Source organism: Paenibacillus sp. G34, assembly GCF_056856875.1.
The window spans coordinates 5,277,111-5,298,567 of sequence record NZ_CM166469.1 but is presented as its reverse complement, the minus strand read 5'-3'; the positions used below and the strand labels follow the sequence as shown (position 1 = coordinate 5,298,567).

Sequence of the window (21,457 nt, the reverse complement as noted above, 5' to 3'; positions counted from 1 at the left end):
ATAAGGTAAGGAAACCATTGATCAGGAGAGAGATGTCTAATGAATACAAATAAAAATGAAAAATTCAATGCAAGAACCGAGACACATGACGGTGTATGCACAGTGTACCTGACTGGCGAACTGGATTTGTCGGTTGCTCCTGACTTCCGTTTGGTAATGGAACCGCTCGTGGACAACAAGGAGCAGGATTTGATTATTAACATGAAAGATCTCAAGTACATTGATAGCACAGGGATTGGTATCCTGTTATCTGTTCTCAAGGCCAGACATGGAATGGAAGCTCGCTTTGAAGTACAGGAAGTTCCTGCGCAAATTCAGAAACTTTTTGATATGACGGGTATAGCCAAATTCTTTGTTACACAGAAGAATTCCCAATAGGAAAGGATCGAAAAAGGAATGAATGCAGAAGTCCAAAGAATTACGCTGAATTTACCGGCGACAGCTGAATATGTGGATATTGTAAGACTTAATCTATATGGTGTTGCTTCCAAAATGGGTTTTTCGTACGAAGACATTGAGGATATGAAGGTTGCTGTGTCCGAAGCCTGTAACAACTCCGTATTGTATGCCTACTCTCATGAAGGCGGCATGGTTGAAGTGGTATTTGAAGTAGATGGTGAGTCACTCGCGATTACTGTCAACGATGAGGGTGCCAGCTTTGAAAATGTGAACCCTGCTGTAACACGTTCCGGACTTCATGACAAAGAACTGACAGACGCTCAGATTGGCGGACTTGGGTTCTACCTGATGCAAGCTCTAATGGACGATGTCAGTGTGGAGAGTGAGACGGGCAAAGGTACGAAAGTAGTACTCGTAAAACGTCTTGCAAAAAGTGAGGAGAAAGTATGAATGAAAAAGTGACTCCCCCAGAGTCCATGTCTGAAGCGATTGGTTTGATCTGGGAATATCAACAAACACAGGACAACGAAATCGCTACCGTTCTTATTCGAAAGTACGAACCGATGGTCAAAATGGCCGCGGGTAAAATTGCCCGGAATCGACCGGATTTATATGAGGATCTCTACCAGACAGGCCAAATGGCTTTGATCCGATTGCTGAAGCAATACGATATCAATCTGGGGATTCCATTTGAGCCGTATGCGATGAAAAGTATGATCGGCCATATGAAAAATTATCTTCGGGATAAGTCTTGGTACATTCAAGTACCGAGAAGAATCAAGGAAAAAGGTGCACTAGTGCAGCATGCGATTGATGAACTGACGGTTAAGCTGGAACGTTCACCAGGGGTTAATGAGATTGCAGAATATCTGGATCTTACACCAGAGGAAACGATTGAAGTCCTGGCTGGTCGCGAGTGTTACCACTATGTTTCTCTGGATTCTCCTTTATCTCAGGATGACAGCGCAGCTACACTGGGTGAATTGATCAGCGCGGATGTGAATGATTTTGATTCGGTTGAAAAACGGATGGATCTGCAGCAGGCATTAGGACAGCTCAAAGAGCAAGAACAGAAGGTACTTATTTTAGCGTTCCAAGATGGTCAGTCACAGCGGGCCATAGCCCAGAAGCTGGGTGTTTCTCAGATGAGCGTATCCCGGATTCAGAAACGGGCTACGGAAAAACTGAAGCAAATTATGTCTAACGCTTCTATGCTATGATAAATCTTTCCTATTGTTGCCCCAATACGGCTTGACGAGGACACGGTATTGCACTCACTGGATTGCATACGTGTCCTTTTTGAATTCACTGGAGGGACCCGGCGACCAATGGATTAACATGTCAGGAGGAATATAAGGTGGATGATATCAAACTGGAAGCTCGGCGTGATCAGTTATCCTGCTCTGAGGATTGGCAGTGGTGGGACTGGGTAGCTCCGGATTCCAGCAGTATGGATAGTGCACTTTATGATCTGGAGCAGGCATTTCCAGAGATGCAGTATTGGCTAAGCAAAATACCGGAAGCTGAATCAAACTACTTATCTGTTCGTTACTTGAACGGCACAGATGCGGTTATTTTTGGCTCTTTCTTATATGCCGTGAAGAATGAAACAAATGATCAACGAAGAGATAACCAGATGTTTTTTTATGTCGATAAGTTCAATTTGGTCACGCTCAATTTGGACGACAATACGAGAGGCATTATGAAATCGGGCGAACGTATGCATATGCTGCAGCAATGCACTCAGGCTAGAGAAGGTATGTTTGTGCTTTTTCGGGCCATTCTGCATTATTATCATGTCGGTATGGATCATTTTGAGATGAATTTACGTGATCTGGAACGGACAATGGAGTCGCGCAATGCACGTACATTAATGGATCAGATTCTGGCGGCGCGGTTTGAATTACTATATTGGAGCAACCTGTTCATTCCTTATGCCGAATTAATGGCAGCTTCCCGGGAAGCTTATCTTCAGGAGATTACAGACAATCGCTTCTATCAACAACTTCAGTATCGCGTTGAACGTATGGAGTGTCTGTTTCAGCATTATGAAAAGGAGATCGACACTTTAATCTCGATAGATAATGCCATATCGGGAGTGCGTGGTAATGAAATTATGAAAACACTGACGATTGTTACTTCTGTATTCACACCGGCAACAGCGGCAGGTGCTATATGGGGAATGAATTTTGAAAATTTGCCCCTGATCGACAAGACGTGGGGAGTTGTACTCGTCATCGCATTGATTATCTGTAGTATGGTTAGCATGTATATATGGATGATGATGAAAGGGTGGACAGGGGATTTGTTGAAGGTAAAATCTGCCCAGTCTTCCGCTCCGGGAAACCGGGACAGAGGAAAAGAGGGGCCGCAATAGCCACAGACGGGCTGCCCCTCTTTTATTTTTTGTAATCCTGGATGTAACCGAGAAGATCAGCGATATATTGACCCACGATAGGCATATTAACAAACTGGCTAAGGATATACGCAAGCAAACCGAGTACAACAAATGTACCGACAGTCAACCCAAGCCCGCGAGCCATACCAGCGGTAAAGTTCGTAATGATTCTTTTTTTGGGGCTACTGTAGTTTTCAATGATGTCTTTGATCTGTGCTCTCTCCAAACTGTCCGCAATCTGATCGAGCCGTGTGTTCAGGCGCTTGACCTCGTGACGCAATTCGAATGGATGCTCACTTGTATCATACTGCTGTGCAGGTGTTCCTTCTGTTACAGGGGTATTGCCATTGATCGTGACTTTACTCATATCTGTCATTCCTCCGTTCACTTTGGATAAAAAATAGCCAGCTGGAATGCAGCTGGCTATTCATTGATCGAGCTCATCAGGCCTTACAGGCTTGTCGAGTTCAATTGTTTACGCGCATCTTCCTTCGCTTCCACAGAAGCGGCAGCTACTTCTTCGGATGCACGCGTTGCTTCCTCAGCAACATCTGCAGATGCTTTTCTCACGGAGTCCATAACGTCATTGCGACCTTGGTTTACCGTTTTAGCAAGATCGGACGTTTTGGATGATACCGTTTTGGCAATTTCAGATGCTTTGTCACCAACAACAGTAGCCACTTCCTTTGTCCGGTCAGTCACCATGCCTACCTTTTCAGAAAGATCACCACGCAATTCGCGGCCTGGTTTAGGGGCGAATAACAGGGCAGCTGCAGCGCCCAGCAAACCTCCGATGAAGATACCTTTTGCGAAAGTCGAACCACTTTGTACAGGATATTGCTCTTCTGCTTTATTCATGTCTAATCACTCCTTCTTTAATTTGGGAAACAAATACGAAACAACGAACACCATCTAACCCGAATCAGGCAGCCTGTCTAAGCAGTCTGGACACAAGCCCCAGCAAGAAAACAAAGAGAGCTGTACCAATGATGGCAGGAATGACTGCAAAGTTACCGATAACTGGTCCCCAGTTACCAAGCAAAAGTGCTCCGAGCCAAGCTCCGGCGAATCCGGCAATCATCGCACCAATCACGCCGCCCGGCATGTTATGACCGGCTAGTGCATCTCCGATTAAACCGATAATGATCGCCATGACAATGCTGATAATAATGCCCCACATAACAACCGCCTCCTTTTCAACTTGATGCAGGATGTTGTCTGTTCGCGTTTGCTTACTTCGTATATAAACGCGGTGCAACACAGTGAAACAACTAACTGTCTGATGAATAAGTTGGAAATTAGAGGGAAGGGATCAGGAAACAGATCGTTTTATTCCTTGGACCATACAACCAATCCAGACGAATCCGGCAGCAAATCCGGCAAAGACATCGGTAGGGTAATGGACTCCCAGCATCACTCTGCTTAGACCAATCAATAGAACAAATAAAGTACCACAGAAGATGGGAAGCCACCTGCTGAGTACGTCACGTCCGTTCCATTCCAAGGCCCAGATGACAAACAACATACCGTAAAATCCCATTGAAATCATGGCATGACCACTGGGATAACTATATCCATGCACAACGAGGAGATGATCGAGTTCGGGTCTGCTTCGTCTGAAGATTTCTTTTAAAAACGTGTTCAAAATCCACATCATTCCAAAACTTGCGCAGATGATATAACCATACATCATCGTTCTGGGATGGCGCTGTAAGAAACATAACAGTGCGAACCCTGCTGCAACGAGTGCTGATATTTTGAAAGAACCCAGTGCTGTGATGAATGAAGTGTATGGTAATAAAGAAAGACGAGACTGGGAATGCAGGTAAAATAGTTGCTGAATCTGACCATCCAGCTGAATCAAACGATTCAGACCCAGCCAGGCTCCAACACCTGCCAATAACAACACAATGCCTGCACTCATCAGTGAAGCAATCAGGATATATTTCAGCAGGGATTGGAAAGGAATAACATGTTGTGATTCAGATGAGAACTGTGGAGAATTGCGTAGCATGAGACGTGTCTCCTTCTATAAAGAGTAGTCCTTTAATAAGGTTGATAAAGCTTTACCCGAAACGACTGTCGAAAAAACTGTAAAACCGTCGTTTTTGTACTATACTAATGAGGATATCCCATGCGGCGCCGTGAAGCAAAGCAGAGAAGTTATATAAGTTGAACTAAAGTTTTTACACAGCCCACTCCGACGACAGAATAACCTTCCAATCGCTGTTATCCCCAGATTTTTTGATTCCCTTTTCGAAAAGGGAAAATCCGGTGATAAAGGCGACCGCTCCGCTTTTTCAGGTTTTTTCTGTCCTCTCCGTTAACGTGTAAAAGAACAGTCAACTTATATAAATATGAAATTAGTAATTTAAAAGGAGAGAAACTCGCGTGGAGAGTGCTTTGTTAGTTAAAGAATACCGTGCAGGCGTTATGGAATGCGCCCACTACGGACACATATGTATTACAGATGAGTATGGGCAGGTTGCATATTCAGTTGGTAATCCTCATTTCAGAGCGTTTACACGTTCATCTGCCAAACCATTTCAGGCGATCCCTGGAATCCGGGCGGGAATGGACCGCCACTACAACCTTGAGGCCCAGGAGATTGCCATCATGGCTTCATCACATCGCTCAGAACCGGAGCATATTCAGGTGCTGGAACATCTAGCTCGTAAAGTTGGACTTGGTGAGGAATGTTTGGTCTGTGCGCCAAGCTACCCGCTCAATGAGGAAAGCCGCAATAACTGGTTGCGTGCACAAGGAGAGAAACGCAGAATACTGCACAACTGTTCGGGTAAACATCTAGGGATTTTAGGTTATAGCCAGATGAAAAAGCTTGATTTGCATAGCTATGCCGAGCCAGGGCATCCAGTGCAACAGGAAATCCTTGAAACATTGGCCGGTCTTGCTGGCATTAAAGAAAATGAAATTCAACTCGGGACGGATGGCTGCGGCTTTCCGGTATTTTCATTGCCGCTATCCGCGCTCTCGAGCGCGTATCTTAAGCTGGCTTGTCCTGACCTCATTGAGGATGAGTCGACACGCATCGCTGTGAAGACAATTACTTCTGCGATGAATCAGCACCCTCTTATGGTCGGTGGCAAGAATCGGGTGGATTCGGTGTTGCTGGAGGACGATAATATTGTTGCCAAGGGCGGATTCAAGGGTGTATTCGGCTTTGCGCTCAAAAAAGAGAGACTTGGTATTACCTTTAAAGTGCTGGACGGTTCCGAGGAAGAGTGGGCCTCCATTGCACAATCGATATTGAAGCAACTCAACTATTCCAACCCTAAAACCATTGCACGCTTGGCTGAAGTATTTTCTGCAGACATTCGTAATGATGCAGGCACTGTAGTTGGGCGGATGGATAGTGAATTTGTGCTCCACTCATAAAAGGATAGCGTATAACCTTTGGAAGGAGCTTGATTAGAATAACCGAACCCCGGGTAAAGATCACATACCAACTGGTATTGACCTATACAATTCTAAACATGCATGGATCACTGCGATAAGGCAGTTCCAATTCTCTGGAGGTGGATGAATATGATTAAAGTAGTGACATCGGAAGAAAGGCACACGTCGGATCGAGGTTGGATACACAGCGAATTCAGCTTTTCCTTTGCAGATTATGAGGATCCAAGCAATGCCCATTTTGGTTGTCTGTTAGCTCATAATGACAACATACTGATGCCGCAGGAAGGCTTTAAGAAACATCCACATCATGATCTCGAAATTGTCAGTTATGTAATATCAGGTACGCTTAAGCATACAGACAGTATGGGGACAGAACAGATGCTGGAAGCGGGGACAGTTCAGGTGATGAGTGCAGGTACAGGTGTAGAGCACTCCGAAACCAATCCGGCCACGGATGAACCGGTACGTTTCCTGCAGATGTGGTTTCTGCCTTCCCAGCGAATGTTAAAACCGTCTTATGCATATCGCAAAATAGAAGAATCGGCACATACAAATCGGCTTTGTCCAATTGTATCCGGCTCAACGGATCAAGCGGATGAACGTATGGAAGAAGGTTCACTCCGAATTGCTCAGGATGTAACTTGTTATCTATCCAAGCTGGAGTCGGGCAAAAAACTAATGTATCCGCAACATGAAGATCGGCGGACACATTTGTTCCTCATTAACGGACATCTGGAGATCCAGTGTTCCGATGGTCATTTTAATCTCAAGCCCGGAGATGCGGCTCGAATTCGCAAAAGCTGTGATCTTCAGATGACTAGTGCAGGCAGCGAGCCGGCCGAATTTGTACTTGTTGATCTACCTTGATACATTCGGACATAGATGAACAAGGTTGGAATAAGCAAGTGCATAGACTATAAAAAATAAAAAGGACTTGTCCTGCATCAGTATTCTGATGTAAGACAGGTCCTTTTCTGTTGTTGCACTTCTCTCAAATATAAAGGCAGAAGCAAGAGGGTGTAGCTTATTTACGAAGTTTGCCCAGTTCCGAAGCAACCGCTTCAACCTCGGAGATGCTCAGGTGCTCTTTACCGATAACCATCTCGTACAAATCTTGCAGATCCTCATATTTCTCAAGCGGGAATGCTGAACCTTGCATAGCAGCACCACTGGCCATCCGCAGTTTGGTCTTAATGGCTTCAATCATATATTCGATATTTTCCGCTGTTGCTTGTGTTAAATCCATCGTTAACTTCATCCTTTCCATCTACGGGGATGGTTTGCTCACTTTCCATATCGGAAACTCTTGTTATTGTAGCATGAGTGGAAGGGCACAAGCCAATGATTTTGCGGGGGAACGGAGCATCGGTTACAATGTGAGAATAGAACGCAATGACTGGAAAACAAGATTGCACTGGAGTTGTCAGTCAGATCAGAGTGCAGCAGGAGGGAATCAAGCTTGGCCTTATATAAACGTGAACTTGTCCGGCAGCAGCGCCGAGAACTGCGTAAAAGTGTGCATGGAGACAATCTGATCCTCTTTTTCAAGGAAATCTCCCAGCTCCACAATCTGGATGAAATTACGTTTCTCTGTATCGGTACAGATCGTTCCACCGGGGATGCACTTGGACCGCTGACGGGTACACTGTTGGCGGAATGCGGTATACCTCATGTAATTGGCACGCTGGCTGCTCCTTGTGATGCAAATACTCTCGAAAAGCAGTTGGCACATATACCCGCACACCATACCGTGATTGCAATTGATGCATGTTTAGGCCCGAAAGATACTACCGGGACATACTATGTTTCAGGGACGCCTCTTTATCCCGCCCAATCCGTTGGCGGCAAGTTGCCACCTGTTGGAGAATACAGTGTAGCCGCAGTAGTGAATGCGAGCGGCCCGAGACCGTATTCTATCCTGCAGATGACTTCACTGCACCTTGTTATGGGCATGTCTCAAACGATTGCCAACGCGGTAACTGAGGCCTGGATTGCACGAGAAACGTTTCATTCATGAGATGAATGCTTAATAATATACAACTTGAAATATTACATTCGCGCAGAGAGAGGGATTAATATGGAAAAAGTGATGTGTGATGGAACGACGATTTGTTATGCTGAGCAGGGTAAGGGAGAAGCACTAGTGCTACTTCACGGATACTGCGGCAGTTCATCCTATTGGGATGAGGTGGTGCCGGAACTGGCACGCAGCTATCGTTGTATCGTACCTGATCTGCGTGGGCACGGGAAAACGGATGCACCAGTTGGCAGTTACACGATTGAACAGATGGGTAACGATGTGCTGCAGCTGATGGATGAAATAGGTGTGGAAAAAGCGGTCATTTTGGGACATTCCATGGGCGGATATATTGCACTTTCAATCGCACAGCATCACCCGGAGCGCCTGAATGCGTTTGGTCTGATCCATTCAACAGCATTCCCCGACGGTGAAGAGGCGAAGGAGAAACGCTTGCGTGCAGTATCCACGATTCAGACTGAAGGCATCGTGAATTTTGTGGATGGGCTGGTTCCTGGTCTGTTTGCACCGGAAAACTTAGAGTCGTTGTCCACACATGTGAATCGTGTGAAGGAAATTGGTTATCAGACTGCTCCTCAAGGTGCGGTTGGTGCAGCACTGGCTATGCGTGAACGCCCGGATCGACGTGATGTGTTATCGGCTACACCACTTCCAGTACTGCTTGTAGCAGGAGAAAAGGATGGGCTGATTCCGCCAGAACGCACCTTTACGAGTGATAAGCCTCATATTGTTCAAGCTACGATTGCAAGAGCAGGACATATGAGCATGTATGAAGCACCAGAAGAATTGATTCAGGTGATTAAACAGTTTATGGCCGGTTTGTCTGACTAACTGTGAAGTCATTCAATTCAATGAAGTGGAATGGAAATAGATAGCCCTGAAGGTCTGTCGGAGATATGAGAGAGTTTACGATGAATCGTACCGAATCATTGTAAGTATACGAAGCCCCTGTGTGTCCCATGTATTGGACAGGCAGGGGCTTGGTTTTGTTTGCTGACAGAACTCAGGAAGTCGGAGGAAGTCGGAGTTTCGCTTTTTTTCACGCCATGAATTAAAATACATCATATGGATATACGCATAGAAATATACGATAAATGATTGAGGATATAAGGGGGCACACCGATGTTCAGGAAGGATTACCTGCTCCGCATGATGGAGGAAATGACCGAGGCAATTGGCAAGGCTTTTACGCTTAGACAGCAACGAAAACATACGGAGGCCTTGTCTGAACTGGATGAGCTGATGCGTAGACAATTTGGCATGAATCTTAATTTGCTGAACTCCCTGCCTGCAGAGGATGTCATCGAAATGTTCCGGTTTCGTGGTGTCATTGAAGTGGATAATCTGCAGCAGGCGGCAAGACTTATCGAGGAAGAGGCGTATATTTATCAGGAGAAAGGCAGAGTCGAGGGCATTGATGATCAGGATAAAATGGATGCAGAGGATGCGGCGCTTGTTCGTTTAATGCGAGCGTTACATTTTTACCTGTATGCATTAAATCATGGTGCTAATCGCGAATTGCTGCAAGTGCCCGAACGTGTCGATGGAATTCTGGAACAAGTTCAGGAATACGAGCTTCCTGCCCGAACGGAGAAGCAGCTTGCGCTGTACCGGGAACAACAAGGACGTTACGATGCAGCCGAAAATGGGTGGTACAGATTGCTGCACCTTGGTGCCGAGTATCCGGTACAGTATGAGGAGGATGCAAAAGCATTTTATCAGAGACTAACGGAACTTGCCGATGAGCAACTGGAACAGGGTGGCTTGCCAAGAGACGAAGTCAACGAAGGGCTGGCACAGATTAAAGAGCTGGAGACCAAACGTCAGCAGATGAAAGCATAACTGAGCTGTTAAAAACGCATAGCACACATAATACGTCTTTTAACTGAATCTATAACCGAACTATTGACTCAACATATAACAAAACCTGGGTTTAAGCCTATAATTGAAAATATAATTTAGTATGAATGTTCATATAGAGAACTGGCTCTTCACTTGGAGAGGGAACAGAATTATGGTATGGTAACGGTTGACCAAACCAAACCGAAAGTGAGATGTACCCCGTGGATTCGTTGCGAAAGCTTATACAAGATGTTTTTGAACAGAACTCGCTGATTACGGCGACCTGGAGTCAGCTGCGCAGACGGGACAATGTCTCGTTTACCAAAGTGCAGGTGAAGCCGGTTACGCTGAAGAATCAGCTCCATTACCAGTTTGCTTTTCATTATGCCAATAAAGTGCTGCATGAAAATTTGACTCCTGCTGAAGCGTTGGAACGTATGACTTTGTTGTGTGAAGAGACATTCCGTCAGGGATTGCTTTGCACGGCAGATGCGGATTATCAAATTTTGATCAGCAAAAAATATAAAGTATCGATTCTGACCAAATCTCCATCCAAAACAGCGGTGGATCTATCCCATAATCGCAAAAAGCAATATGTGTTGGAAGAAGGAGTACCGGTTTCCTTCCTCGTTGAGCTTGGCATTATGAACGAGGAAGGACGTGTGCTTGCACGCAAGTACGATAAGTTCAGGCAGATCAACCGTTTCCTTGAGATGGTGCAGGATGTTATTCCTCATCTGCCGGAAGGACGTCCGCTGACCATCGTGGATTTTGGCTGCGGTAAGTCTTATTTGACCTTTGCTTTATATCATTATTTGTCCGTACAGCAGCGGCGTTCGCTCAACATCATCGGTCTGGATTTAAAGGCAGACGTCATTGAACACTGTAATGATCTGGCCAGACGTTTGCATTACGGTGATCTGAAATTCCTCGTTGGTGACATTGCGGATTATGATGAGCTGAACGAAGTGGATATGGTCGTTACTCTCCATGCTTGTGATACCGCTACAGATGCGGCACTGGAGAAAGCTGTCCGTTGGGGAGCATCCGTTATTTTGTCGGTTCCTTGCTGTCAGCATGAGTTGTATGATCAGGTCGAGTCTTCAGTGATGAATCCGCTCCTGTCTCATGGCATTCTGAAGGAGCGTTTCTCGGCACTGGCAACTGATGCGATTCGCGCCAAATTGCTGGATATTATGGGATATAAAACGCAGTTGCTCGAATTCATTGATCTGGAGAATACACCAAAAAATATTTTGATACGTGCCGTCCGTGGTCAGGCTGGGCAAGTGAAGGACATGTGGAGTGAATACACTGCATTCCGTGATTTTATTCATGCCGATCCCTATCTGGAGCGTGCCTGTGCGGATCTGTTGCCGGTTGAAGGAAACATAACTGGTGGAAAAGTGGACAAGGAAAATTTAGAGCGGTCTGCGAAATGTAATCTTCATTGATCATTTTTAGAATTATGTTTCATGAATTAAGGATAATCGAGATTGGAGAGCTAGAGTGAGAGGGTCACATCTTCCTACATGAGTGGTCTGCATCATTGAGGAAATGGACATACTGTTGCAAGGGTCGCTTTACTCGATGTGTAAGATGAATGTGTGAGATGAAGAATACAAATGATAAATGAATGATGACGGATGAAAAAAGCGAGATCGTTCATTTAATAAAAATGTGGAATTATGCTTTTGAGGGAAAAGGATGATATGTGCATCGAAACTTATTGATGCAGCCCTGTAGATCAAGAACTGATCTGACGGCTAGGTTGAAATGAGGTAGAAGGACCCGCGATCGGGAGCCTTCTGCCTTTTTTTTATTTTTGATAGGGATAAGAAAAAGAAGGTGTGGAACGAAGTGGAGGATAGAGAACCGGATATGCATCAAACTACATGGGCGGGCGGGAGTAAACTTTCGAAAGATCGGTGCTATTACCAAGATAAATGCAATACATATAACGATATAGCTAGTCCGTCCCGTACATCTATCTTTGAGCATGGGTCGTCTGCTTCGAGTTGTGACATTGGGAGTGAAAAAAAGGGAAGTGGGAAGAGTTTCAGTGGGCCAAAATGGACTATCGTTCTGGGTTCAAGCATGGTGGCTATATTAGTGATCGGATGTTTGCGCAGAGGTTTGTTTAATTCGGCTGACATCTATCCGGTTATTTTAATGACTGGAGCTATTGCGTTGATCTCTCTGCTAATGTACGTCGGAGAAATGCTAGGGAGGACACGTGATGGCTTGGTTTCAGTGAGGCCAGGATCAACTCGGCTGGGAGTTATGAATTTTGCGCTTGCAGGCTTTCCACTGGCAATGATGTTATGTTATGCGGTACATGCTTGGGCAGGCTCGGTGAGTACGCAGGGCAGCATCAATGAAATGATTCGTTGGAGTCTGCTTGCGATGTTTGCTCTGCTTGCTGCAAAGCTGGCAGCAAGCAAGGGTGGTATGTACTGGCTTGCCTTTGGCTGGCAGGTGGCAGGCGGCATACTTGTGCTAAGTGGCGTCTTCGCCGTATACGGTGTGCTGCCGCTGCCCTTCGGGATCATGCGTACAGCTGACCCCGAGATCAGCTCCGCCGGTGCCCGGCTCGGCGGATTGCTGCAGTATCCCAATGCGTACGGTGCCGTCGTTGGCATGTACGCATTGGAGCGGCTGACGGCCGCCGCGGGAGTGCTGGCCTGGCGAGCCGCCCCGGCACGCCGGCTCTTCGCGGCGGTGCTGCCGCTCATGCCCGCGCAAGCCGCGCTCCTGCTGAGCGAGTCGCGCGGCGCCTGGCTAGCGGCCGGCTGTGCCGCGGCCGCCGCCTTGGCCCTGCAGCGGCGCGGTGCCCGCCTGCCGCTGCTGCTGGCCTTGGCCGCGCCTCTGGCGTGCGCGGCCTGGCTGTACCGCCAGCTGGCTGCTGCCCAGCTGGCGCCTGCGCCCTTGCCCGGCCTGCTGGCACTGGCCGGGGCATGGGCAGCTGCGCTGCTCGGCACGCTGCTGCTGTGCCGTCTCTGGCACAGCGGCGCCGGGGCCGGGCGCAACGCTGCCTTGGCGGCCACGGTGCTGGCGTGCATCGCCGCCGCACTTATGGCCGCGGCCTCCACCGCCGAACGTTTCGCGGCGGGTGTCGGCACAGGGATATCCCGCCTGCAGATGTGGCGGGATGCCCTACGGTTATGGTCCGAGGCCGCATGGCTCGGCCACGGAGGAGAGACATGGCGCACCATGTTCCGCGCCATCCAGTCCTCGCCGTATGTGGGCGGCGAGGTTCACAGCGGGCTGCTCGACCTGGCCCTGGATACGGGCCTGCTCGGCGTCGCGCTGATTGCAGGGTGGATGCTCTTCACCCTGCGCAGCATCCGCCGCTTCGCACCGCGGCTACTGCCGCCCGTGCTGGTCTTCGTCCTGCATGGAATCGTGGACTTCGACTGGAGTTATGCGCTCAGCTGGATGCTCTTCATCTGGCTCACAGCATGGGCATTTGCCCGGAGAACAGAAACAGAGGCATCCTCACGGCAACAGTTTACGGATCGCAGTACTTCGGGTATACTTCTTGATCCAGACCAATCTGGAAAATCTGCTTATATGATTACGAAGAAGGCTTATGCTGGCCAACCCGCGATTAGACCGTATCAATCTCAGCATTACTCGCACTATCTCGTTTTACCGGCAATTTATTCAAGGCTGACGCATGTCTGTACTTGCGTCCGTACCTACATCCGCACCTACATCTTCCCCTATATTCGTACTTACATTTGTATCTGTATCCGTGCCTGTAATTGCACTTACATTCGTATCCGTATGCCGGGTCATATCAAACGATATACAGTTGCGATTTTACTTGCATGCTGGCTCGGGGTAACACTTTGGATCACTACACGTTACGCATGGGCGGATATGCTATATCGTCACGCGCTGACTAAACAGATCGGGACTACAGCGAGTGCCCAGTATCTTCGATCAGCTTATCGCTTGAATCCAACTCGGCCTGAACTGGCAATTTCACTTGCCCGTACGCTGCCTCAAGCGGAAGCCACATCCATTTTACGGAACAGCTTGTCCCATTCGCCGAAAGATCCCGATCTTTATTTGCAGCTTGGACGATTGGCATCACAATCGGGGGATGGGAAGCAAGCGGGACCGTATTTCATCACAGCCATCGCCTTAAATCGTTACGATAATGAAACCCAAAGAACGGCACTTTACTGGATGGAACGGACGGCTATGCGTGAAATTTCAAGAGGTCACGTCTTGCAAGCCCAAAAAACTGCGGCTATAGGGTTACAAATGCATGAACGTTACAAAGAGCTGGCAGCACAGGTCGATGCAGATTGTATGCGTAACGACCGTCGTTTCGTGTTGCATGCCTCGGCTTCATTGACGGTTGAACACTTGCGCAGAATTGCTGCGAAGCAGCAAACCTTGCAGTAGTCAATTTAATTGATAGCAACTTTGCGTATGTGTCAGTACACACCAGTTGTTCTTCCTTAACTCCTGCTGTTTCAGGATAGAGGAAAGCTTTGGTTTGTGTTGCCCTTCTCAGAGAGACTTAAGCAGGCGGGCGAGAATGCTTTCGCCTGCCTGTTTAAACTTTTCTACAGACGGTAACCGCCAAAAGCGTGTTTAAATGCTTCTTTCAGCGGTTCAACCTCAACGTCCCAGAGCGCAGCAATATCTGCACTGACTTCGGCATTCCACCATTCGCACAGTTTTTTGCGGTCATTACGGTTTTCTCCAATCCAGAGCAGATTTGCGATAACTTTGGCGTAGTATGTTTCCTCGGCCTGCTTCATTTGTTCCGGAGAGATATACAATTTCAACCTTTTGGCCGTCCGGTATAATTCCTTGCTGCAGGCACGGCGAATGCCGCGGGCAGAGGGCAAATTTTGGCCGGATTGCTTATGTTTGACCAGGGGAGACCCAGGCGCAGATTTAAATGACACGATCCCACACTCCTCTCCCCATACCATATGCGGAGCAGGGGCAGCGGGACACTACCTTGATCCGTCAAGTAGCCACGGTCAGGGGCCTGTGATAAAATAAGGACGAACAACCATGGTGTGGCAGGGCACCGCCATTCAGGAAAAAGAAAGAGGGTTGAAATGGACGTTATTCATAACATTGTCAGCCAATTATTCGACTGGATTCAAAGCCTCGGATATTTCGGCATCATGCTCGGGTTAATGCTCGAAGTTATCCCAAGTGAAATTGTGCTGGCTTATGGCGGTTTTCTCGTTTCTCAGCATAACATTAACTTCTTCGGTGCGATGATTTTTGGTACAGTGGGCGGGGTGCTCGCTCAATTGTTTATTTACTGGATTGGTCGTTATGGCGGCAGACCTGTACTTGAACGCTACGGTAAATACATATTGATCCAGAAAAAACACATTGATCATTCCGAAGAGTGGTTCCGCAAGTATGGTACAGGTGTTATTTTCACAGCAAGGTTTGTTCCTGTCGTAAGACATGCAATTTCGATTCCGGCCGGCATCACGAAAATGCACACAGGCAAATTCATTCTGCTAACCACACTCGCTGTTATACCTTGGACTGCATTGTTTATATATTTAGGAATGATTCTTGGAGATCAGTGGAAGCATGTAGATGAGAAAGCGGCACCGTTTATTACGCCAATCTTGCTTGTCGCGCTTGCTCTTATGATTATTTATGTTGTTATTAAATGGATGAATGTACGTAAAAAGAGAGGAAGTGTGAAGTAATGTCCAAACCTAACTTGTCTCACAAATTCGGTAAAGGCTTGCCTCCGAAGGAATTTATCGCAAGCATGACTAAAAATCAAAGTGAGTTTCAGGCAAACTATGATAGCTTTGCCTGGGCAAATGAAGAGGATCGTGAATTTTTCGAAAGCCTGAACTATCGTGACGACCTTCGTGTGCTGATTCTGGCAGCGGATTGGTGTGGTGATGTAGTTCGAAATATTCCGGTCGTGTTTCAGGCGCTGGAGATTTCAGGCATCCCGACTGAAGTTCTGATTATGGAAAATCATCCGGATGTGATGGATGAATTCCTGACGATGGGTGGCCGTTCCGTGCCGATTGTGATCGTAGCAGATACAGGCGGACATGTGCTTGGTCAATGGGGGCCGCGCCCACAACACGTACAAGAGGTGATGGTCGAGTTCAAACGACTGAATCCTGATCGTGAAGCTGCAGACTACCAAGACAACATGGCCGAAGCGCGCAAAGAGATTTTGAAACGCTATGGGGAAGGAACGGAGTCCCATGCAGTGATCATTCGTGAGCTGCGTGAACTGATTTCGGGTTTTTAATTCATATGCTTAACATTCGTACATTTACGCTCGGGCCGTTGCAAACCAATGCCTACCTGTTACAGGGAGAGGACCCGGGTAAAGCTGTTATTGTTGATCCAGGCATGAATCCTGGCCCGCTACTCAAGGCTATTCAGGATCTGGAGATTGAAGCGATTCTTCTGACCCATGCTCATTTCGACCATATCGGCGGTATGGAGGAGATTCGCAAGCTGAAGAGTTGTCCCGTCTACTTGCATGATCTCGAAAGTGACTGGCTGACTACGGCCAAATTGAACGGGTCGGTGAATTGGCCGCAAGTCACACCACCGATTACAGCGAATCCGGCTGAGTTTGCCTTGGATGAAGGTCAGAAGCTGCAATTGATTGGTCACACGTTTCAGGTATACCATACGCCAGGACATTCTCCGGGTAGTGTCAGTCTCCTGTGCGAAAATGATCTGTTTGCTGGAGATGTGTTGTTCCGCATGGGCGTAGGTAGAACGGATCTCACAGGTGGACGTGAACGCGATCTGGTGGACTCCATTCAGAATAAGTTGTATCGTTTCCCCGATGAGGTTAAGGTATATCCGGGACATGGCCCCAAAACAACGATAGGTTATGAGAAACAGAACAACCCTTACGTTCCTGCAAGATGATTCGACAGAATATGTGAATTAAGTCTGGACAAGTGCCAGCTTTTTCATTAGAATAACAATTAGTTGTTACAAGCGTTAAGGCATTACTTAACTAAAGCGTTGAATAGAAGTACCCTAACTCGCGAAGCACGCAGACTGTGGTCTATACCCGGTTTGCGTTCTTTTTTTGTTTTCAGCCCTTTTTTTGGCTGGATTAGAGGGAAATAAAGAATGAGTAGAAGCAGTAGAGAAAGAACAGATTAATTAAGCTCGATATTAGAATAAAGGTTAATGATCGTAAGTTACCTAAGGTAAACACTACAGATGATGGATTGTTTTTAATTAAGCGAGGGTGAGGGAAAATAATGTGGAGAAAATAAATATGTTTCAGTCGAAGCAATCGCCAGAGTATACATATCTTGATGAGCAACGACTCGAATTAAATTCCGTCATGCATTCCGTTATTAAAGAAGCAACTCTTCAGAAAGCTTACATACCTAATGCCAGTTTTAGTCATATTTATAATAACAAACAACCCCGCTTGAATTTAGGCCGTGCTGACTTGGATAAAGCAATTTTAGAAAATAACCATATACACCGTTCGAAGCCCAATCACTCAAAAATAGACATGACGAAACAAGACTTCAGGCAGCAGCAAAATATATGGACCAGCCGTGTGCTAAGAAACGGTGCATGTGATCAGCGGTGGTTCGACAAACTGCAAGAATACAGAAATGGAGTCTGATTGCCCGGGAAATTGTCATATTCATATTACTCGAAAATTGAAAATACATAGTCCTTCCCAAAAAACATTTCATTTAGCGTTGAACGTTTGGATCGAGTCTGTCGTATTACCTTTAGATTGAAACAGAAAGCGGGTGATCATCATGATGAGAACAGCTGAATTGGAGGAAGTGCGCAGAGCGGCGGAGGGCGATGACAGCGCACTTGCAGCTCTATTACAACGCCATTACTCGTTTGTTTATAAATATCTGATGAAAGTTACGATGGATCCTAACCTTGCTGAAGAGATTGTACAGGACACCATGATTCGATGTATGGAAAATATAAGGCGTTATAATGGTACATCAGCATTTTCATCTTGGATGATTACCATTGCAACCCGAATCTACATCGACAGAACCAGGCGTAAGAAGAGGGAGCAGAGCTGGCTTGAATTGATTCGCCATCAGGCCATCCGTCGTTTTCGCTGGCAACTCGAAAGTCGAAACGAGGAATGGACGGATGTAATGGATGCGATGACCAGGCTCACTCCAGAGCATCGCATTGCTGTGCTGCTGAAACATTATTATGGCTATAGTTACGATGAGATCGGAGAGATGCTGGGTATTCCTGCCGGAACGGCAAAGTCTCGGACAGCTTATGGTCTCCGTCAATTGAGAAAGGAGCTGGAATAGTTATGAGCAGATCGAATGAGACACAGGATCAGGAAATCATACAACGGTTGCAGCAGTCTATGAAAGCATTGGATGATGTCTATGAACCGGCTGATATTCCTTCGTTGGCAGCACTCGAATCCCGTGTTAGGGAACAAAGACGCATAAAACGCAGAGCCAATCTGGTTGAGATCATCTGCTTCTGGCTCGTTGCACTAACGGTAATTGCAATGGGAACATTGTTGTTTGTTTCTTCTCCTGCCGTTTACTTGGGCATACAAGTCTTGGGTACAGTTATTGCTGTCATTGTAGCTTCATCTTGGCTTGTTCGACAGCGGAAAGAGACGGTGCACCATGAATAGATTGCATTATTCGCTAGAAGATATTCCGCCAGTCCTGCTTGCATTTCTTGTGCTCCTGCTTTTGTTTCAAGGAACATGGATTTTTCTGGACGCACGCAAACGTGATCGTTTTCCTTGGTTATGGGGATTGTGGGGCATTACCAGCGTTCCTGGGCCCCTGCTTATTTACTGGCTGGTTGTGATCCGCACAGACCGCAAAAGACATAAAAAGAATTCAACATATTAGAGATATGAGAACGATTCGATATGACTTATGAAAATTTCCAAAAAGATTTTGCACAAATATGTTGTTTAAATCTAGTATTCCTAGACATCGTTATTCTTTTCTAGTAGACTATACAAATAAATAATAATGATAGACTACCAGGAGGTTAGACGATGCTGCGATTAGGAGAGAAGGTTGTCATCGTCGCGGATGCGTTTGAGCAAAATCTTCCTGTGGGGGAATATGGATACATCATCGCTTATGACCGGAATCCGGACAATGCGTTCGATTACGTGCTTCGAGTGCCGCTGGTTAATCGGAACTTTTTTGTTCCATCCGGCGACGTCGATCTGGAAGAGGTTCTGCTGAAGCAGGAAGCTGAGCGGGTCGAGCGAGAAGCGTTGATAGATTACGCCCTTGCGACACATAATGAGAAGCTGTTTCATCATCTGATGAACGGTGAACCTCTAGTTGTGGAAGAGGAAGAAGAAACCGCGAATGATGTGATGTCCCAGGCGGATTTTATAAAGCAGGTTAATCTGCGTGCATGGATTTAAGGGTGAGAATTTCAGGAGTCGGCTGATGCCGGCTCCTTTTTTGCATTTACATTGAATTGTCGAACTAACTCACCTATAATTAAAAAAGTTATCTTGGGACTTTAGCCCGTTAAACGAATGCTTCGTTTGCAGGGTTATCTCAAGCACAGAACGAATGAAGGAGGCATCCGGTAATGAGTATTTCAAATAATGACGTTCAGCATGTGGCCAAGCTGGCCCGGCTTAATCTGACTGCTGAAGAAGAACAGACGCTGACAGGTCAACTGAACGCGATCTTAAAATATGCAGAGAAGCTGAATGAGCTGGACACGGACAATATTGAGCCAACAACTCACGTTCTGCATGTCAGCAACGTGATGCGTGAGGATGAAACCAAGGAAAGCCTGTCCATAGAACAGGTGATGCATAACGCACCAGACGAAGAAGACGGGCAGTTCAAAGTACCTGCTGTCATGGAATAATGGATAATTGGAAGGAGGACAAGCACTGTGAGTTTATTTGAACAATCATTGCCTGAGTTACATAACAAGCTGCACGCCAAAGAACTATCGGTCAGCGATCTGGTCGATCAGGCGTATCAGAATATCGGTGCACATGATGACAAGGTGAAGGCTTATTTAACGCTGGACGAGGAGAATGCACGCGCTCGCGCTCGTCAGCTGGATGACCGACTTGTCAGTGGTGAGGAGAAAGGTCTGCTGTTTGGTTTGCCTGTAGGTATTAAAGATAACATTGTGACGAACGGACTGCGTACCACTTGTGGAAGTCAGTTCCTGCGTAATTTCGACCCGGTGTATGATGCAACAGTTGTCGAAAAGCTCAAAGCAGCGGATACCGTAACCTTGGGTAAACTAAACATGGACGAATTTGCCATGGGTGGTTCCAACGAGAATTCCAGCTTCTCACCTGTGCATAATCCATGGGCACTTGATCGTGTACCGGGTGGTTCCTCAGGTGGTTCTGCTGCAGCGGTTGCTGCGGGAGAAGCGTACTTCACACTTGGATCAGACACGGGCGGTTCTATTCGTCAGCCTGCTTCCTATTGCGGAATTGTCGGTTTAAAGCCTACTTACGGACTGGTTTCCCGTTTTGGCTTGGTGGCGTTTGCGTCATCCCTCGACCAAATCGGACCTTTGACCAAAAATGTAGAAGATTCTGCTTATGTGTTGCAAGCCATTGCCGGTTATGATGCCAAAGATTCGACATCTGCCAAGGTAGATATTCCGGATTACTTGAGCGGACTGACAGGGGATGTCAAAGGATTGCGCATTGCCGTACCGAAGGAATATATCGGTGAAGGCGTTGATCCGCAAGTCAAAGAGAAAGTTCTTGCTGCACTTCAAGTGCTGGAAGCTCTTGGAGCGACATGGGAAGAAGTGTCTCTGCCGCATACCGAATATGCAGTAGCTACCTATTACCTGCTTGCTTCTTCTGAAGCTTCTTCCAACTTGGCTCGGTTTGACGGTGTGCGTTACGGTGTACGTGCGGACAATCCGGAGAATTTGCTGGATCTGTACCACCAGTCCAGAAGTCAGGGCTTTGGTCCGGAAGTGAAACGGCGTATTATGCTTGGAACCTATGCACTCAGCTCCGGTTACTATGATGCGTATTATTTGAAAGCTCAGAAAGTGCGCACATTAATTAAAAAGGACTTTGATGATGTTTTTGCCAAGTATGACGTGATCATTGGACCTACTGCACCTACAACGGCATTTAAGATGGGGTCTCAGGTAGACAATCCGCTTACGATGTATCTGAATGACATTCTGACGATCCCAGTTAGTCTGGCGGGTGTTCCAGCGGTCAGCATTCCTTGCGGATTCGCGGATGGTTTGCCTGTTGGATTGCAGATCATAGGTAAAGCTTTCGATGAAACAACCGTATTGCGCGTAGCGCATGCGTATGAACAAAATACAGCATTCCACAAGCAGCGTCCGCAGCTGTAGAC

General features: G+C 46.8%; 27 protein-coding genes. 21 read left to right on the top strand and 6 right to left on the bottom strand.

Translation table 11 applies throughout. The features are described 5' to 3' along the window. Nucleotides 1–39 precede the first annotated feature (39 nt). From AC1VYS_RS24180 to AC1VYS_RS24165, 4 genes are all read left to right on the top strand, one after another. Entirely contained in the window at nucleotides 40–378 is a 339-nt protein-coding gene (locus tag AC1VYS_RS24180) for an STAS domain-containing protein (protein WP_090924484.1), read from the top strand. Nucleotides 379–396: 18 nt separating this feature from the next. Then, the gene (gene rsbW / locus AC1VYS_RS24175; protein ID WP_482911790.1) at nucleotides 397–849 is read left to right on the top strand and encodes an anti-sigma B factor RsbW; all 453 of its coding nucleotides are present in this window, start codon (nucleotides 397–399) and stop codon (nucleotides 847–849) included. Continuing rightward, complete coding sequence (locus tag AC1VYS_RS24170; RefSeq protein WP_342552793.1) at nucleotides 846–1,619, top strand: sigma-70 family RNA polymerase sigma factor; 774 nt, start codon at nucleotides 846–848, stop codon at nucleotides 1,617–1,619. The genes rsbW and AC1VYS_RS24170 overlap by 4 nt, the downstream gene beginning before the upstream one ends. Nucleotides 1,620–1,756: 137 nt before the next feature. Then, the gene (locus AC1VYS_RS24165) at nucleotides 1,757–2,776 is read left to right on the top strand and encodes a magnesium transporter CorA family protein (protein WP_482911789.1); all 1,020 of its coding nucleotides are present in this window, start codon (nucleotides 1,757–1,759) and stop codon (nucleotides 2,774–2,776) included. 22 nt (nucleotides 2,777–2,798) lie between these two features. Here AC1VYS_RS24165 and AC1VYS_RS24160 read toward each other — a convergent pair whose 3' ends face one another. The 4 genes from AC1VYS_RS24160 to AC1VYS_RS24145 form a co-directional block, all read right to left on the bottom strand. Beyond that, nucleotides 2,799–3,164: a DUF5665 domain-containing protein gene (locus AC1VYS_RS24160; RefSeq protein ID WP_482911788.1), complete on the bottom strand. Its 366-nt coding sequence runs from the start codon at nucleotides 3,162–3,164 to the stop codon at nucleotides 2,799–2,801. Between the two features lie 83 nt (nucleotides 3,165–3,247). Next, nucleotides 3,248–3,655 carry a YtxH domain-containing protein gene (locus tag AC1VYS_RS24155; protein WP_482911787.1) on the bottom strand — a complete coding sequence of 136 codons (408 nt, stop codon included), beginning with the start codon at nucleotides 3,653–3,655 and terminating at the stop codon, nucleotides 3,248–3,250. A 64-nt stretch (nucleotides 3,656–3,719) separates the two neighbouring features. Beyond that, the gene (locus tag AC1VYS_RS24150) at nucleotides 3,720–3,977 is read right to left on the bottom strand and encodes a GlsB/YeaQ/YmgE family stress response membrane protein (protein ID WP_090924488.1); all 258 of its coding nucleotides are present in this window, start codon (nucleotides 3,975–3,977) and stop codon (nucleotides 3,720–3,722) included. 132 nt (nucleotides 3,978–4,109) lie between these two features. Further along, the gene (locus tag AC1VYS_RS24145) at nucleotides 4,110–4,811 is read right to left on the bottom strand and encodes a phosphatase PAP2 family protein (protein ID WP_482911786.1); all 702 of its coding nucleotides are present in this window, start codon (nucleotides 4,809–4,811) and stop codon (nucleotides 4,110–4,112) included. A gap of 377 nt (nucleotides 4,812–5,188) precedes the next feature. Between AC1VYS_RS24145 and AC1VYS_RS24140 the strand changes: the two genes are divergently transcribed. Together AC1VYS_RS24140 and AC1VYS_RS24135 are read left to right on the top strand one after the other, a co-directional pair. Further along, entirely contained in the window at nucleotides 5,189–6,193 is a 1,005-nt protein-coding gene (locus AC1VYS_RS24140) for an asparaginase (protein ID WP_482911785.1), read from the top strand. A 150-nt stretch (nucleotides 6,194–6,343) separates the two neighbouring features. Further along, nucleotides 6,344–7,081: a pirin family protein gene (locus AC1VYS_RS24135; RefSeq protein ID WP_482911784.1), complete on the top strand. Its 738-nt coding sequence runs from the start codon at nucleotides 6,344–6,346 to the stop codon at nucleotides 7,079–7,081. Nucleotides 7,082–7,238: 157 nt separating this feature from the next. On the opposite strand, the gene AC1VYS_RS24130 is transcribed toward AC1VYS_RS24135, so the two are convergent. After that, a complete protein-coding gene (locus AC1VYS_RS24130) occupies nucleotides 7,239–7,460 on the bottom strand; it encodes a DUF1128 domain-containing protein (RefSeq protein WP_482911783.1) in 222 nt (73 codons plus the stop codon). A 213-nt stretch (nucleotides 7,461–7,673) separates the two neighbouring features. Between AC1VYS_RS24130 and yyaC the strand changes: the two genes are divergently transcribed. The 5 genes from yyaC (at nucleotide 7,674) to AC1VYS_RS24105 (ending at nucleotide 14,513) form a co-directional block, all read left to right on the top strand. After that, nucleotides 7,674–8,231, top strand: coding sequence for a spore protease YyaC (gene yyaC, locus AC1VYS_RS24125; RefSeq protein WP_482911782.1), 558 nt, complete (start codon nucleotides 7,674–7,676; stop codon nucleotides 8,229–8,231). Nucleotides 8,232–8,291: 60 nt separating this feature from the next. Beyond that, a complete protein-coding gene (locus tag AC1VYS_RS24120) occupies nucleotides 8,292–9,083 on the top strand; it encodes an alpha/beta fold hydrolase (protein WP_482911781.1) in 792 nt (263 codons plus the stop codon). A gap of 291 nt (nucleotides 9,084–9,374) precedes the next feature. Then, on the top strand, nucleotides 9,375–10,094 hold the full coding sequence (locus tag AC1VYS_RS24115; RefSeq protein WP_482911780.1) for a DUF6483 family protein: 720 nt from the start codon (nucleotides 9,375–9,377) through the stop codon (nucleotides 10,092–10,094). Between the two features lie 212 nt (nucleotides 10,095–10,306). Next, entirely contained in the window at nucleotides 10,307–11,548 is a 1,242-nt protein-coding gene (locus tag AC1VYS_RS24110; protein WP_482911779.1) for a class I SAM-dependent methyltransferase, read from the top strand. An 829-nt stretch (nucleotides 11,549–12,377) separates the two neighbouring features. Beyond that, entirely contained in the window at nucleotides 12,378–14,513 is a 2,136-nt protein-coding gene (locus AC1VYS_RS24105) for an O-antigen ligase family protein (protein ID WP_482934421.1), read from the top strand. 164 nt (nucleotides 14,514–14,677) lie between these two features. On the opposite strand, the gene AC1VYS_RS24100 is transcribed toward AC1VYS_RS24105, so the two are convergent. Further along, nucleotides 14,678–15,025, bottom strand: a complete 348-nt coding sequence (locus AC1VYS_RS24100) for a dehydrogenase (RefSeq protein ID WP_482911778.1) — start codon at nucleotides 15,023–15,025, stop codon at nucleotides 14,678–14,680. 159 nt (nucleotides 15,026–15,184) lie between these two features. On the opposite strand from AC1VYS_RS24100, the gene uptA reads away from it, so the two are divergent. The 10 genes from uptA to gatA all read left to right on the top strand — a co-directional run bounded on the left by uptA (nucleotide 15,185) and on the right by gatA (nucleotide 21,455). After that, complete coding sequence (gene uptA / locus AC1VYS_RS24095; protein WP_123065842.1) at nucleotides 15,185–15,802, top strand: undecaprenyl phosphate transporter UptA; 618 nt, start codon at nucleotides 15,185–15,187, stop codon at nucleotides 15,800–15,802. Continuing rightward, nucleotides 15,802–16,371, top strand: a complete 570-nt coding sequence (locus AC1VYS_RS24090; RefSeq protein ID WP_482911777.1) for a thioredoxin family protein — start codon at nucleotides 15,802–15,804, stop codon at nucleotides 16,369–16,371. The genes uptA and AC1VYS_RS24090 overlap by 1 nt, the downstream gene beginning before the upstream one ends. Before the next feature lie 5 nt (nucleotides 16,372–16,376). Then, on the top strand, nucleotides 16,377–17,009 hold the full coding sequence (locus AC1VYS_RS24085; protein WP_482911776.1) for an MBL fold metallo-hydrolase: 633 nt from the start codon (nucleotides 16,377–16,379) through the stop codon (nucleotides 17,007–17,009). A gap of 361 nt (nucleotides 17,010–17,370) precedes the next feature. Continuing rightward, nucleotides 17,371–17,733 carry a hypothetical protein gene (locus tag AC1VYS_RS24080; protein WP_482911775.1) on the top strand — a complete coding sequence of 121 codons (363 nt, stop codon included), beginning with the start codon at nucleotides 17,371–17,373 and terminating at the stop codon, nucleotides 17,731–17,733. Between the two features lie 142 nt (nucleotides 17,734–17,875). Next, nucleotides 17,876–18,406, top strand: a complete 531-nt coding sequence (sigY, locus tag AC1VYS_RS24075) for an RNA polymerase sigma factor SigY (RefSeq protein ID WP_482911774.1) — start codon at nucleotides 17,876–17,878, stop codon at nucleotides 18,404–18,406. A gap of 2 nt (nucleotides 18,407–18,408) precedes the next feature. Next, complete coding sequence (locus AC1VYS_RS24070) at nucleotides 18,409–18,747, top strand: YxlC family protein (protein WP_482911773.1); 339 nt, start codon at nucleotides 18,409–18,411, stop codon at nucleotides 18,745–18,747. Then, on the top strand, nucleotides 18,740–18,973 hold the full coding sequence (locus AC1VYS_RS24065) for a sigmaY antisigma factor component (protein WP_482911772.1): 234 nt from the start codon (nucleotides 18,740–18,742) through the stop codon (nucleotides 18,971–18,973). Before AC1VYS_RS24070 ends, AC1VYS_RS24065 begins: the two co-directional genes overlap by 8 nt. A gap of 152 nt (nucleotides 18,974–19,125) precedes the next feature. Beyond that, the gene (locus tag AC1VYS_RS24060) at nucleotides 19,126–19,509 is read left to right on the top strand and encodes an ATPase (RefSeq protein ID WP_145334911.1); all 384 of its coding nucleotides are present in this window, start codon (nucleotides 19,126–19,128) and stop codon (nucleotides 19,507–19,509) included. A 173-nt stretch (nucleotides 19,510–19,682) separates the two neighbouring features. Further along, nucleotides 19,683–19,970, top strand: coding sequence for an Asp-tRNA(Asn)/Glu-tRNA(Gln) amidotransferase subunit GatC (gatC, locus tag AC1VYS_RS24055; RefSeq protein ID WP_090924504.1), 288 nt, complete (start codon nucleotides 19,683–19,685; stop codon nucleotides 19,968–19,970). A 27-nt stretch (nucleotides 19,971–19,997) separates the two neighbouring features. Continuing rightward, a complete protein-coding gene (gatA, locus tag AC1VYS_RS24050; RefSeq protein WP_482911771.1) occupies nucleotides 19,998–21,455 on the top strand; it encodes an Asp-tRNA(Asn)/Glu-tRNA(Gln) amidotransferase subunit GatA in 1,458 nt (485 codons plus the stop codon). Nucleotides 21,456–21,457 lie beyond the last annotated feature (2 nt).